We start from the raw sequence: 13814 nt of genomic DNA, 5'->3' as shown, positions 1-13814 counted from the left end.
ATCGCCGGCCTACGGCGCGTGAAGGAGCGCCGGCCGAAGAATCTTCAAGGGTATCAGAGAGATGTCGCCATGCGGCTGCCAGGTCTCTGAGGGAAAGGATGCAGAATGTCGCGCGATCGCCGCGCCTGCCGCGGAACAGGAACAGGTGGCCGGAGAACGGGTCGGCCTGCAGCACCGTCTGCACCTGCGCCGCCAGCCCGTCGAAGCCCTTGCGCATGTCCGTTGCGCCGAGCGCGAGGTGAACGCGCATCCCGGCATGCAGCGCCAGCATCAGCTGTCCAGCGCCGTCGCCAATCGCCCCAGCACCTCCGGCGCGATCGCCTCGGAGACACGCAGCACACGGCCGTTCCGCAGTACCGGCTCGATCGTCGTCGCGGACCGCGCAGGCCGTTCAGGACGTGGCGATGCGGGAGCCCCCGGCCGCGGCGGTGGATCCTCGACGATGCGAACCGGTACCAGAGCGGGCGGGACCTCCGGCCCCGTCCCGACCAGGCCCGGCATCGTTCCCTTGCGGGCCTGACGCCGCCACTCGAACAGCAGGCTTCGGCTCATGCCATGACGGTCGGCGACGCCCGCCACCGACGAGCCCGGACGCATCGCCTCCTCGACCAGGGCCAGCTTCTGCTCCGTCGTCCAGCGGCGCCGCCGCTGCACCACGCTGATCACCTCGGCCCGCTGACCGTCCGGCAACGCCCATACCCCTACGCGTAAGGGCGACAACCGACTTCCGCGCCGCCCAGAAGCCGCGCAGGTCAGCCGATCAGCGCCACGCGCCGCAAGGCAGTCGAGGGATGACGCTTACGGGCCAGGTCCCGGATCCGACGGCCATCCAACCAGGAACCCATCGCCCCGCACCGTCCCGCAGTGGATGCCGTCGACACCAATCAAGCACCGCAAGAATCAGGTGCGCAGCCCGGGAAAACAGACATGTCTTGGATGACAAGCGACATCGCCCTTCGGGTCCGTAGCGTCGCACGGGCTCTTGGCCTGACTAGCCTCGTTATGTCTGGACTACGACGGCTGGGCTATGAGGTGGTCCTCAGAGGTGTCGTCCGACGCGTCATCCGGCCGGGCGATTGCGTCTGGGATGTCGGAGCCAATCGCGGACTGTACACCCGCATGTTCGGCGAGAAGGTCGGGCCAGACGGCACCGTGGTGGCCTTCGAACCGGTGCCGCACACGGCCGAGCGTCTCCGCGCCGCTGTCGCAGACCTGCCCCGCGTGCGGACCTTGCCACTCGCCCTTTCGGACAGCTCCGGCGACCTCGCTGCCGATCTCGGCGACCACCCCGATGCGGAGACTGCCCGGATCTTCTCCGCGCATGCCGGCGAGGGCGATGTGATGTTCAGGGCGGAGCGTGGCGACGACCTGGTCCGGGAGGGGATCGTTCCGCGACCCCAGATCGTCAAGATCGACGTCGAAGGACATGAGCTCGAGGTCCTGCAAGGCATGGAGGAAGTACTGTCCAACCCGTCGCTTCGGCATCTTTTCATCGAGGTGCATTTTGCGATCCTGGGCATGACCGATCGACAGGATGTCCCCACGACGATCGTGCGGCTGCTTGAGGCCAAGGGATATCGCCTGCGTTGGGTGGATCAATCGCATGTGTGGGCGGCAAGGGCGTGACAGTGCGGGATTGCAGTAGGCCACCAAGGTTGGCCCTGCCGCGCACGAGCTGCCAGCATTTGGCCTCTTCCAACCCGTCCGACCGAATCACTCTGCGATCTGGTGTCACGCCTTCCAGTGAGCCGCCGCCCCCGTCGCGGCGTGCCACGCCGACACGATGGATCGGCGCGGAAAGCGTCGGCGCCGGTTACCGCCGCGGGGCAGCGGCGCGCTCACCAGTCCTGGGGTTGCCGAGTTGACGGCCGGACGCTGGACCAGGAAGCTGCAACCGCTATCGTTGGTGCGACTCCAGGCATGGCACAGGCAGCCTCGGCGAACAGGGACGCGGCTGCTTGGCCGCGCTTCGCAGATGGAACGCCGATAGCCCAACCGAGGGATTGATGAGCCGACGCCCATCTCGCAGGAATGGCGAGCGACCGAACGGTGCCTTTGCGGAGCTTCGGTCGGAGATCGAGCGGCTGCGTGGTGAGCTGATCCAGGCACGGAGCCGCATCCTGCAACTTGAGCAGGGAGGCGCGGAGCCAATTGCCGCACGTCGGATTGCCGAGTTGGAGGAAGGACAGAAGGTCGCCCGCGGCCTGGCCGTCGAGGCTGCCATCGCCCGCTCGAGGGCGGAGGCGGAGGCGAAATTCCTCCGCGATGCCATCGAACGCGCGCCGGGCGTGCATGGCTGGCTTCTGCGTCGTGCGTTGCGACGGTTGCCTGCTGGGCCCGGTCAGGCCAGGCCGAAGCCTGGGCGCTGACGCGGCGGGTTGGGGCGGCCGGCGTCATCCGACCCTGGCAGCGGCGTATGGCCATGCGCGTCGAGCAGCGGCTCGGGGCAGGAACTGCGCTGCCATAGATCAGATCCACCGTCGCGGCGGTTGGTGAACCAATGCCGGTTAGTGGACGCACCACCCGTGACGGATCGCGGGGCCGGCGATCAACTGCGCCTGCCGGCCGGAGCCGCGGACGGCGGCGCCAAGCCGTAGCATTTCGCAGTCCTGGCCAAAGGGCGATCATCGAAGGCAGCGACAATCGTCTTGCGGCGGATCGCATCAAGGCTGGCTGGTTGGGCGGCCATCTCTCTCTTGGTCGCTGGAACGGTTTGCAGCTAGGCTCGGCTCACCTGGAAGTTCGGTTTCGCTCGCGCGGTGGGCGGCTTCTGGTCGTGGCGGTCCTGTCGCGCCTTCGATCATGTCGCCGCACGACGCCGGCGGTGAGCCTATCGCTGGAAGACTGGGAGGAAGCGATGACGGAGCGCCGCATCGTCGCCTTGGACGCCACGCCCGGACCGCTGGAGGTCGACCTGGCGGCGACGGCCGTGCTCGTGGTTGACATGCAGAACGACTTCGGGGCCGCAGGAGGCATGTTCGATCTGGCGGGGATCGACATCTCCGTCGTCCGACGGGCGATCGCCCCGACCGCGAGCGTCCTTGCGGCCGCCCGCGCCGCCCGGATCCCGGTCATCTACGTGAAGGAGGAACTTCGCCCCGACCTATCGGACACGGGCGCGGAGGGCTCCCCGCATTGGCGCATGTGCCAGCGGATGCGTGTCGGATCGGAGATCACGGCGCCTGATGGGCGACCGAGCCGTATCCACGTCGCCGGCACATGGAACACTGAAATCCTGCCCGAACTTGCCCCGGAGGCGGGCGACCTCGTTGTCTCGAAGCGGCGGTGGAGCGCCTTCTACGGCACGGATCTCGCGGCGCAGCTCCGCGCCCGGGGCATCCGGTACCTTGTTGTGACGGGGTGCACCACGAGCCTGTGCATCGAATCGACCATCCGGGACGCCGCCATGCGCGACTATCTCTGCGTGCTCCCGGTCGACTGCACGGGCCAGCCTGCCCGCTCCGGGTCGTCGTACAGCGGGCATGAGGAGTCATTGAGGATCATCGAGCGTTCCTTCGGATGGCTTTCCTGCTCCGAGCATGTCGCGCGGGCCTTTGCCGGGCGTCAGCCTGCAACGATGCCATGCTCGCGGCGCGGCTGACGGCGCTGATAGCACTGGCCGGCAACCATGCGGGCTGGCGCGCCACGCGCGCGAGTGTCCGACCGACGGGCTTGCCCGGCGGAGCGTTCTGGCGGGGTTTGCTGGCCTGGACGATGCAGCGGCCGGCCAGCCTGGATCGGGCCCACAACGAATGCGGGAAACACCAGCCGGTCGACCGCCATCTGAATGGCGCCGCCACGTCATGCGCCAGCACCGACACCCGGTCCCGGCTGCATGGGACGAAGCGCATCTGCCTGCAAGACGCATCGAGAATTAGCCGGCAGGGAAGCGGAGAAGGCTGCCGAACCGGCCCGCGTGACCCTGTGCTGCGTAACGCCTGATGGCCGATGCCGGCGACCAGCCTGGCAGTCGGCGCGCTATCCTGCGGAAGCGGCACCCGAGTTGGGGAGGTCATGCGTCCCGCAGAGTTCCGCGATCACGTCGGCCGCAGTCTGTAGGCGGGTCACGGCGCTCACCGATTCGCCCGCCCAGAGAGACATGGCCGCGATGCTGCCGGATGCGGAGCGGTCGGCGACGCCGGTCGCGTAGCGGCCGATGGGCACGGCGCCGCCACCAAGACGCTCGATCGTGGCGACAGGGCCGTCCGACGCAGCCTCGGCTGCCTCGAGGCAGGAACGCAGGACCCGATGGGGCGCATCCGGCCAGCCGACACTGAACGCCCCGGTGTAGACGGTGTCCTCCGCACGGGCGTCGATCAGTGCCTGCACGTAGTCCGGATGGGCATTGGCCTCCGTCGTGGCGACGAACCGTGTGCCGACGCGAACGCCATCCGCTCCTGCGGCCAAGGCGGCTTCCACGCCCCGGCGTGTCCCGATCCCGCCCGCCGCCAGCACCGGCAGGCTGACGGCGTCCAGGACTTCGCCGAGCAAGGTGAAGGTGCCGATGGTGCCGCGGACATGGCCGCCGGCCTCGACGCCCTGGGCGATGATGAAGTCGCATCCCACTGTCTCGGCGGCGATGGCTTCAGCGCGGGAGCCGACCTGCCAACCGACGAGCGCCCCCTCCTCGTGGGCCATGTCGACGAGTCGTTGATTGGGTTCGCCATAGAAGAACTCGACGACCTTTGCCCTGCGGGCAGCCCGCGTGACGATACGAAGATCGAGCGGTGGGCGGTTGGTCTGACCGGCCAGATGGATCGGTGACACAATGATGTTGACGCCGAAGGGCCTGCTGGTCAGGGCCATGACCTGATCCAGGAGGACGGGCAGGGTTTCCGCAGTCAAGCCGGCACGTGCGGTCCCAAGCATGCCGAGGCCCCCGGCATTGGAAACGGCTGCGACCAACTCGGGTGGGGAGGCGGAACCCATGCCGGCTTGCTGTATCGGCAGTGCACACCCGATCAGCCTCGTGAAGCGTGTCGTAACCATGGCGTTGCCTCCCGGAAATTCGGTGGCCGGCGCGGAATGATGGTCCTGCTTGCGATTTGCCGCCGCGGCCAAATGCCAGTGCTGATAGAGAGAATGCTTGTGCGGAAAAGGGCGCGGGCCGGGCACACGGACCGGCCCGCCAGCTTGACGATGTTCCGCGCTTGCCCGAAGTCGCGCAAGCGGTGCGATGAAGGAATGGCCAGTCTGCCGGGATGCAGCGGTTGCGCTTACGCTGGCGGCCAGGATGCCGCTCACCCCGGGTGGCAGATGGCGCGCTGCGATCGGCTTGCGGAAGGGTGCGACAGGTGCCGGGCACATCCCGGACCCGCGAAGGCCGCAAGCCGGGGACCGGGTCGGTTGGGCGTTGGACATCTGGCTCGTGGGGGCGAGGATTTCGGCAATGGCTTGGTGTGCCGCAGACCTGCCCGGAATGCGGCCTCGCGACCACCAGCGCGGCACCGAATGCGTGCCGCGCAGCCTGGGCCGGTGGAGGGCGGGCGCCGGCATCAAGGCTTCCGGGCCTGGGCGCGGACGCCACGGATGGGCCGGGGGCCGGTGTCATGATGGAACGGCAAGGCTTCGGTGGGCGTGATGGCACCCTGATGGCGCAGTGCCGCCACGACGGGATCCGGGCCATGTACGGCTGTGGAGGCTGCGCGATGCGCGTCGGCCAGCGTCTGGCGGGACGGGTCGGGCCGTGACGTACCCGGTGACGCCGGATGGCCGGTACTTCGTCGTGCGCGGCCGTCTCTGGCGCTGCGCGAATCCAAACCTGGCCGATGCGCAACGCACCCGACTGATCGCGGCGCTGATGGCGGCCCGGCGGAGCAAGCAGCAGGCCATGCGCGCCGGCGACGATGCCGCGCGCGAGGCCGCGCGGGCGCAGGTGGATGCCGCGAAGATCGCGCTGGGTGAGCGGGGACCAGTCTGGTGGGACGATGGCGCGCCGGACTTCAACAGGCACCTCGCGCGGAATTCGCCCTATGCCGCGTGGTTCGCAGCGCTCTCGGGCGATGGATGAAGCGCCGGTCCCGCCATTCGGTTGGCGCAGCCGGGGCGGCGCCGTCGCGGGTGGCCGGTCCTGCCGAAGCGGCAATGCCCGGCCCAAGGGCGATCGGTCCAAGGCCCACCCGTCATCCGGCTTCGAACCGGATCCGTACGTCCGCGGCGTCGCCGAAGTTCGCCCGAACGGTCTCGCCGGCGCGGACCGGAAGCATGCCGGTCGTGGAGCCGGTGGAGACGGTCTCCCCCGCGCGAAGGCCATCGCCCAGGCGCCGGCGTTCCTCGGCAAGCCAGAGAAGCGGCACCAGCGGATCGCCCATCACCTCCGTGCCCAGGCCCCGGCGCCGGACCGTGCCATCCACCTCCAGCGTCACCGCCAGGTCGCGCAGGCCCGCTCGCCAGCCGGGGATCGGGTCGCCGAAGACGTAGCGCCCCGAGGCGCTGCCATCGGCGAGGATCGCCGGCAGGGGCGGCAGTTGCGCCATGGGGTAGCGGCATTCGGCAACCTCGATGCCGGCATGCACGGTCGCAACCGCGTCCACCACCTCCGGCCAGGTCCAGGGGTGCTCGCGGGCCGGCAGGTCACGCGCCAGGGTGACGAAGACCTCGCATTCCACGAGCGGGTCGAGCAGGTCGCCATGGCGGAGGCTGGCAGGTGAGGGATGGGCGAAGCGCCGGAAGGTGCGACCATAGATCGGGCCGGCTAGGCCCAACCTCGCCCGCACCGACGCCGTCGTGCCGGCGATCTTCCAGCCCAGCGGCTCCCATCCCAGCCGGGCCGCGACCTCGCCTTGCACGCGGTAGCCGGCCTCGGGCGTCGCCGGGACCAGGGCGGCTGGCAGCGGGATCTGCCGCGCCTCGCGCCGCGCCGCCACCAGCAGGTCGATCAGCGCCGATTCCGTCATCCTGGGGTCTCCAACCGGCTCACGCCGCGGCCCGGCGGTCGAGCCGGAACATGGCCACGGCCGTGACGGCCGAGCCGGCGGCGGTGGTGAGGATGGCGATCCGCCAGGCATCGGCCGAGGCCGCCCCGCCGGCGAGGTGCAGGACGAGGCCGAAGGCGATCGTCGAGGCGAAGGCGGCGAGGTTGCCCGCCGCCGAGACGAGGGCCAGGGCGGCTCCGCGCTCGGCCGGAGCGACCCGCACCAGCATGGCCGGCGTCAGCGCCCCCGCATCGGAGAAGATGGCGCAGGCATAGACGATGCTCAGCATGAGCACGACCGGAAGGGGCGATGCCATCGCCGCCGCGAGCACGACGCCGACGACCACGGCCGAGCTCGCCGCGCAGGCGATCACCCGATGGCGCCGCCCGGCCTCGGCCCGCCGTGCCACCAGGGCGCTGATCGGCATGGCGACCGGACCGATGATGGCGGTGACAAGGGCGAAATTCAGGGCGCCATAGGCCTCGTTGCCCGGCAGGCTGACCGAGAAGCCGAGCAGCGCCACGAGCCAGGTGCGGAAGGCCATGCCCTCCCAGCTGTTGCCGAAGGCGGCGACCAGCACCAGCCCCCGTCCGGGGCCACGCGCCGCCTGGCGCAGCCGGCCGAACAGGCCGCCCGGCCGGGCCGTGCTTCGGGGCGGCGACGGCATGGCGTTGCCGACCAGCATGCCGGCGATGGCCGCCGCCACCGCGGCGCCGAGGAAGGCGGCGGGCCAGCCGAACAGCCATTGCAGGCTTCCGGAGACGGCGAAGGATGTCGACAGCCCGAGCGTGAGGCCGGACACGTAGTCCCCCGCTGCCTTCTGCTGTCCGGCCGGCGGCAGCGTCTCGATCAGCAATCGCAGGCCCGGCATGTAGGTGCCGGCCATGCCGAGGCCGGTGAGGATCCGGGCGGTCAGCAGCGCGCCGAAGCCGTCATCCACCCAGGGGAAGAGCAGCCCGCCGGTCACGCCAAGACCCGTGCCCAGCAGGTAGAGGCGCCGCGCATCGCGCGTGTCGGTCAGCCCCGCGAAGACCGGCGAGCCGATCGCATAGGCCAGGAAGAAGGCGCCGCCGGCGAGGCCCGCCTGGACCTCCGTCAGCCCGGTGGTGGCGCGGAGATCGGGCAGCACCGCGGCGTAATTGGCGAAGCCGACCAGGTTCAGCAACAGCGCCGCCAGCATGAGCATCGGAGGCGAGCGGGGTGCGAACCGGCTCACGGTATCAGGACCACGCCCATGGCGACGCGGCCGAAGGCGCCCCCGCGGTCGAGCAGGTCGCCATGGCGGAGCCCGAGGCCGCTGCGCTGCCAGCGCGCCGCCGGCCGCACGCCGATCCATGGGCCCTGCGGCGGCCTGGCGAAGTGCACGGTCAGGTCCGGGTTGGGGAAGCCGGCGACGGGCGCGGGACCCGGCAGCCCGGCCCTGGCCAGGCCATGCGCGAAATCGGCCGGCGGCAGCGCGGCGGTGAAGGCCGAGACCCCCGGCAGCATCGGCGCCTGCCAGCGGAACCAGACGGACCCGTCGGGTGCCAGCCGGGGCTGCAGGACATCCATCAGCCAGGCGCCCCCCTCCGGCGCGCGGACGCTGCGGGGCGGCAGGTCCATCGGATCGATCGCCGGCGCGGCGGCGGGGTGGGACTCATGGTCGGTGGCCAGGCCCGGCACCGCCACCTCGCTGGCCAGGGTCAGCGCGCAGCGCGCCTTGAGCTGGCCTGCCGCCTCCAGGGTGGCGTCGAAGACCGCGATGCGGCGCCCCGCCTGCACCGGCGCGACGCGGATGCGGAGCGGGACATCGGGCGGCACGGGCTTGAGGAGATCGGCGCGCACCGCCAGCGGCCGGAACGCGGCGGGTGCCACGGCCTCGATCTCCGTCGCCATGAGCGCCGCGACGATGCCGCCCTGCACGCCGGCGAAGGGGCCTCGGGCATGGTCGCTGGCCCGCCAGAGTCCCTCGTCGAGGCGTTCCAGCAGTGGCGGAGCGGGACGACCGGCATCCGCGGTGTGGGGAAGGGGCATGGCGCGCACCGTCTGGGTGGTGCCGAGCAGATCGGCTGGCGCTTCGGCCGGCAAACGAATATCCTCGGTCTCGGATGAGCCCGGTTCATGCCAGCCTGGGCGGGCTGCCGCTCCTTGCGCTCCGTGCCTTCGAGGCGGCAGCGCGTCATGGCAGCTTCCAGGCCGGCGCCGCGGAGATCGGGCTGACGCCCTCGGCCGTCAGCCATCACGTCCGGCAACTCGAAGCCTCGCTCGGCGTCGCGCTGTTCGACCGGCTGCACCGGCGGGTGGCGCTGACGGAGGCTGGCCGGACCCTGGCGGACGCGCTCGGGGAGGGGTTCCGCCGCATCGCCGTGGCCTATGCCGCGGCGCAGGCGCCACGCGGCCGCCTGGTGGTATCTGCCACACCGAGCTTCGCCGCACGCTGGCTGGTGCCTGCCATGGCCACGCTGCGGGCCGAGGGGATCGACCTGGACATCGAGGGCACCGCCGCCGCCGCCGATATCGAGGGCGGCGCCTGCGACGTCGCCATCCGCCTGGGGCCGCGGCCATCCGGGCGCCTGGTCGCCGAGGCGCTGGCGACCTCGCCCCTCGTCCTGGTCGCGGCGCCGGCGCGCCTGGCCGGCCGGGCGGCCTTGGCGCCGGATGAGATCGTTGCGGGCCCGCTGCTGTCCATCACCCTCGCTCCCCGCTTCTGGGCGGAGGTGCTGCAGCGGCTCGGGGTGCCGCCGCAGCCGCTGCGCGACGTGCGCCTCGACTCCTTCGACGCCGCGCTGCAAGCCGCCGAAGCCGGGCACGGCCTTGCCTATGCGCCGGAGATCGTGGTTGCCGATCGGCTGGCGGCGGGCACGCTCGTGGCCATTCATCCGCGGCGCTTCGGCCGTCGCAGGGGCTGGAGCTACTGGTTCGTCGCCCGCCCGGAGGTCGCCCAGCGGCCACCCGTTCGCCGGCTGAAGGCCTTGCTGATCGCGTCCCTCGCATCGGCTGGCGGCCAGGAGGCGGGCGAGCGGTAAGGCGGGCCCCGGGCAGTCCGCGGCTGCCCCGCATGACGCCGGTGCGCACCAGGCAGCCATGGCCAATGCCATGCCATCCTGGTCCGGCGGGGTGCCCGCCAAGGGCCAGCGCCGAGGTTCCCCGCGCAGGCGGCTTCGGGCCCAACGTCAGGGGGCCACGGTCGCCCACACGACCCCGTGGCCGACCGCACCCGCCACCGCGATGGCGCTGATCAGGCCTTCCGGCCCCGCATCGCCGACCGGGCGCGGGACCGTCCCGGTCGGGATGCTCGCCAGCCAGCCCCCCCGATAAGCAACCGACGGTCGCCATGGCCGCGGCATGCCTCCGGTCAGGCACCTCCAGCGCGCTCGCGCCGACGCGGATCCCGGATCGGCGCATGCGCGCCCGTCGTTGCGCCGGGCGCAGGCGATCCGGCCAGGGCGGCAGCGCGGATGGCGTCCGCGATCACACCAGCATCGCGCGGCACTTCGCCGCGGCACTCGTCAGCATGATCTTGTCCGCGGTGGCGAGGAAGATCCGCAGGCCGAGCGAGACCGAAAGGTCGAAAGGCCCGATGAGCAGCACAAGCAGGCCCGGCGTGGCGCAGATCGCCTCGATATGCACCAGCCCGGCCCGCGTCTCGACCAGCGCGATGGCGCCCTTCGCTGCTTCCGCGGCCTCGAAGCCGCGGCAGTCGCGCACGAGATGCCCGCCGGCGCGGATGCAGGGGCAGGCGCCGCGCGTCCCGGACGGCACGAAGCGCGTGGCGGCGACGGCCGCCGCGGCCCCGACCGCGCTGCCGATGCCGGGCACCCTCACCGCCGCCGCGCCCGCATCCAGCGCGCGGCCGATCCAGCGCGGGTCGAGCCCCGGTGCGCGCACCAACGGCACCATCCCGTTCGCGTCGCAGGCGCGGAACAGCGCTTCCGCCGTCTCAAGCCCGATGAAGGGCCACATGGCGGCGAAGATCTCGTCCAGGCTGATGCCCGGCGGGGCCCCCGACTTGAGGTAGAAGCAGGCCGGTGCGAAGGGCGGCGTCAGGTAGGCGATCTGCATCGCCATGTCGAACAGCACGCCGAACCAGACGGGGTCGTAGCCCAGTGCGACGATGGTGGGGACGAAGACCGGTGCCGTCAGCGGCAGGATGGCGTCCCAGTCCATGAAGAAGTCCAGCACCAGCAGCAGGATGACGCCCAGCGGCGGGAAGGGCAGGCTGCCGAGATGCGCCTTCAGGGAGTCGATGCCGCCGAGCAGGTTGTAGACGCCGACCAGCGCATCGGTGCCCAGCACCAGCAACGTCACCATGCCGCAGGCGCCCATGGTCTGGGCCAGCGCGTCCCGCACCAGCCGCCAGCGGAACCCGCCCCGCGCGCAGACCGCCAGCAGCGTCCCGCCGGCGCCGACCGCCGCGCTTTCCGTCACGCTGGCGAGGCCGAGACAGATCGACCCGAGCGTCGCCAGCAGCGGCAGCAGGGGCAGCGCCACGCCGCGCAGCGTCCGCAGCGGCGGGCCGAGGGCGGGGTTCGGCGATCCCCGCAGCATCAGGTCGCGCTAACGCCAGAACCGGTTCTCACGAGGCCCAAGCCGGCCTGCCGGCGGGGTGATGCTCGCCGACGATGGTCGGCATCGTAGCATCAGTGCCAGGAGAGATGGTCCGCGCCGTTCTGCCGCACGGCCCTCGGTCGCCTGCTCCTTTACCCCACAACGCTATAGCTGAAGTGCTCGGCGATCAGGACGTAGTCGGTTCCGCCCTGGCGGTCGACATTCCACCATGTCTGCACGCCAAAGCCCGGTGTCGCATTCAGCCCACCATCGGCCGCGCTCAGTGGGACGTGCTCGGTGGCGCGGACCTCAAACCGTCCGTCCACATAGAAGTCGATGTACCCGCGTTGCCAGTTCATCGCATAGGTATGGGTCTGCCGCGGGTCGATGTCCCGGCCGAAGCCATACGCCTGATACTGGTTGGAGCCGTCGCCGCCACGCCAGTGAATGGTACCGTAGGGCTCGCCACCGGAAAAGAACTCGACAACGTCCAGTTCGGGACCGGGCCACACATTGTTGGCGGGCCATGTCAGCGCGTATCCACCCGGCTCTGGTTTGTTGACCCGCAGCGTGAACTCGTAGAGCCCATATCCGAAGCTGTCGGCGCTCTGCATCATCAGGCCGCTGTCGTTCCACGTGCCGGCCCGCGATGTGAGTTCGATGGCACCGTCCGGCGTCCTATCGACCACGCCCCAGAGGTTGGTGAACCTGCCGAGGTTGCCTGCAAAATCCTCGTCATAGACCACCCGGTGCGTCGGCAGGTTGCCACCTCCGACTGGCGCCGCAGGAGGATTGGGCACGGCAGTGCCGCCGCCGCCAGAACCCCCACTGGCAGCCCCCGGGTCGGTCAGCCTGGCGAGGTTCGGATTGACCACGCCTTGCAGGAGGACCCAGTTCGTATCGCCCAGATTGGGCGTGCCATAGTGGACATAGGTGCCGGTGCTGACCCGCTCCGTGCCGGTGATGCCGCCAGGCACGACGAGCCGATCGACGCCCACCTCGAAGTCGGTGATCGTGTCATGCGGCTCATTGGCGCCGCCATCGCCGATGCTGAAGACGAACTGGTCCGCACCACCTCCGCCGGTCATCGTGTCGGCCCCGCGCCCGGCTTCGATCCTGTCCGCTCCGGATGTGCCGTTGATCCGGTCATTGCCAGCACTCGGCCCTGACCCAACGGCCGGCGGCGGGGCGTTCCCGCCACTATCCACGCCACCTGCGCCGGGGTTGGTCAGCTTCGCAATGTCGGGGTTCGACACGTCCCGCAGGAGAACCCAGTTCGTGTCCCACAGCGAGTTCGTGGCGTAGTGGACGTATGTGCCATTGCTCGCCCGCTCTGTACCGGTGATCCCGCCTGCAACCTGCAAGCGGTCCTCGCCGACCCGGAAGTCCGTGATCACGTCATGCGGTTCGGTGTTGCCGCCATCGCCTGCCGCGAATACGAAGGTATCTGCTCCACCACCTCCGGTCAGCGTGTCGACACCACGACCACCGGTGATTGTGTCGGGACTTGCCGTACCCGCAAGGACGTCCGCGCCAACGGCGCCGTTGATCTGCGCCATGGCGCGCTCCTCCAGTGATTCCAGGTTGATCATTCGCGGCCACATGGCCACGCCACGAGACAGGGCGGAGGCGTCGCTGCCCGCGGGCAGTGACCTACCGGGGCTCTTCGGCGTTGAAGATTATCGAGCCTGTTTCATGGTTTCTGTTGAATGCGACGCCTCGCATCCTGACACTCCTGGCCAAGGTTTGTGGCGTGTTCCCGACGTGGGTTGCTCAGACGTTGGCGGCGTCACGGGTGCGTCGAGCATGCAAGCGAAGCTCCATCGGGTTGCTCTTAATGCAACGACCAGCGGTCGGCTGCAAGACCAACGTTCCATGGAGACCTGCACCCGCCGCCGAACCGAACAGCAGCGTCGCTGCGACGGCGCCTCCAAACGCCCAGTCTCCGGCCGCGCCGGCATGCGCCGGCAATGTCCGCCGGCATGACAGGTGGAGCGGTCCGCAGGGCATCTCCGTGATTAGTCGCGGCCGAGGCGAGGTCAGCCCAGCGAGCGCCAGAAGATCCGCATCACGGATCGGCGCCACTCTTCGCGGCGATGGCGATGAGTTCCTCGAGGTCGAGGTCGCGTTCCAGGTTGTGCAGCGTCTCGTCGTCGATCTGCCGTCCCCGGTGCAGCCGGACGAGCTCCTCCCGCCCGGCGGCGACGGCGGCCAGGATGACGTCGTAATGCGCCGTGATGCTGCGCTCGCGTTCCTCCGATGTCCCGGAAAACTCCGCTGAGGCCGTTGCCCGCCGCCGGTAGGTGTCGAGCAGGCGCGGATGCTCCAGCGTGCCGTCCGGGCCATAGGCCAGCCGCTCCACGCAGGCGAACT

13 protein-coding genes and 1 pseudogene are annotated in these 13814 nt (G+C 70.5%); 5 read left to right on the top strand and 9 right to left on the bottom strand.

Going from position 1 to position 13814, the window contains the following annotated elements; all coding sequences use genetic code 11:
* On the bottom strand, positions 1-271 hold a 271-nt coding region (tnpB, locus tag E2C05_RS21205), incomplete at its 3' end, for an IS66 family insertion sequence element accessory protein TnpB (RefSeq protein ID WP_133221651.1).
* Entirely contained in the window at positions 271-690 is a 420-nt protein-coding gene (tnpA, locus tag E2C05_RS21200) for an IS66-like element accessory protein TnpA (RefSeq protein ID WP_158292274.1), read from the bottom strand. The genes tnpB and tnpA, both read right to left, overlap by 1 nt.
* Positions 691-927: 237 nt before the next feature.
* Here tnpA and E2C05_RS21195 point away from each other — a divergent pair, with 237 nt between their 5' ends.
* The 3 genes from E2C05_RS21195 (at position 928) to E2C05_RS21185 (ending at position 3601) form a co-directional block, all read left to right on the top strand.
* On the top strand, positions 928-1626 hold the full coding sequence (locus E2C05_RS21195; protein ID WP_133221649.1) for an FkbM family methyltransferase: 699 nt from the start codon (positions 928-930) through the stop codon (positions 1624-1626).
* 380 nt (positions 1627-2006) lie between these two features.
* Positions 2007-2369: a hypothetical protein gene (locus tag E2C05_RS21190; RefSeq protein ID WP_133221648.1), complete on the top strand. Its 363-nt coding sequence runs from the start codon at positions 2007-2009 to the stop codon at positions 2367-2369.
* 455 nt (positions 2370-2824) lie between these two features.
* A complete protein-coding gene (locus E2C05_RS21185) occupies positions 2825-3601 on the top strand; it encodes a cysteine hydrolase family protein (RefSeq protein ID WP_200305848.1) in 777 nt (258 codons plus the stop codon).
* Positions 3602-3978: 377 nt separating this feature from the next.
* Here E2C05_RS21185 and E2C05_RS21180 read toward each other — a convergent pair whose 3' ends face one another.
* Positions 3979-5244, bottom strand: coding sequence for an NAD(P)H-dependent flavin oxidoreductase (locus E2C05_RS21180; RefSeq protein WP_158292272.1), 1266 nt, complete (start codon positions 5242-5244; stop codon positions 3979-3981).
* A 454-nt stretch (positions 5245-5698) separates the two neighbouring features.
* On the opposite strand from E2C05_RS21180, the gene E2C05_RS21175 reads away from it, so the two are divergent.
* Positions 5699-6010 (top strand): hypothetical protein, encoded by a 312-nt coding sequence (locus tag E2C05_RS21175; RefSeq protein WP_133221646.1) that lies wholly within the window; start codon positions 5699-5701, stop codon positions 6008-6010.
* Between the two features lie 112 nt (positions 6011-6122).
* Here the strand turns inward: E2C05_RS21175 and E2C05_RS21170 are convergent, their stop codons facing one another.
* Genes E2C05_RS21170 through E2C05_RS21160 form a run of 3 tightly spaced genes read right to left on the bottom strand, consistent with a single transcriptional unit; the run spans position 6123 to position 8981 of the window.
* Entirely contained in the window at positions 6123-6896 is a 774-nt protein-coding gene (locus E2C05_RS21170; protein WP_133221645.1) for a 2-keto-4-pentenoate hydratase, read from the bottom strand.
* Positions 6897-6915: 19 nt separating this feature from the next.
* Complete coding sequence (locus E2C05_RS21165) at positions 6916-8100, bottom strand: MFS transporter (protein ID WP_158292271.1); 1185 nt, start codon at positions 8098-8100, stop codon at positions 6916-6918.
* A gap of 26 nt (positions 8101-8126) precedes the next feature.
* Positions 8127-8981, bottom strand: coding sequence for an acyl-CoA thioesterase domain-containing protein (locus E2C05_RS21160; protein ID WP_133221643.1), 855 nt, complete (start codon positions 8979-8981; stop codon positions 8127-8129).
* Between the two features lie 20 nt (positions 8982-9001).
* Here E2C05_RS21160 and E2C05_RS21155 point away from each other — a divergent pair, with 20 nt between their 5' ends.
* Complete coding sequence (locus E2C05_RS21155; RefSeq protein ID WP_133221642.1) at positions 9002-9919, top strand: LysR substrate-binding domain-containing protein; 918 nt, start codon at positions 9002-9004, stop codon at positions 9917-9919.
* A gap of 445 nt (positions 9920-10364) precedes the next feature.
* On the opposite strand, the gene E2C05_RS21150 is transcribed toward E2C05_RS21155, so the two are convergent.
* The 3 genes and pseudogenes from E2C05_RS21150 to E2C05_RS33235 form a co-directional block, all read right to left on the bottom strand.
* On the bottom strand, positions 10365-11441 hold the full coding sequence (locus E2C05_RS21150) for an aldolase/citrate lyase family protein (protein WP_133221641.1): 1077 nt from the start codon (positions 11439-11441) through the stop codon (positions 10365-10367).
* A gap of 152 nt (positions 11442-11593) precedes the next feature.
* Positions 11594-13033 (bottom strand): M10 family metallopeptidase C-terminal domain-containing protein, encoded by a 1440-nt coding sequence (locus E2C05_RS21145; protein ID WP_158292270.1) that lies wholly within the window; start codon positions 13031-13033, stop codon positions 11594-11596.
* A 476-nt stretch (positions 13034-13509) separates the two neighbouring features.
* A pseudogene (locus E2C05_RS33235) lies at positions 13510-13814 on the bottom strand (hypothetical protein); the annotation flags it as partial.

This window comes from Paracraurococcus ruber, assembly GCF_004353985.1.
Taxonomy (GTDB): domain Bacteria; phylum Pseudomonadota; class Alphaproteobacteria; order Acetobacterales; family Acetobacteraceae; genus Paracraurococcus; species Paracraurococcus ruber.
The sequence above is the reverse complement of the archived record's forward strand: the minus strand, read 5'-3'. Positions and strand labels throughout refer to the sequence as shown.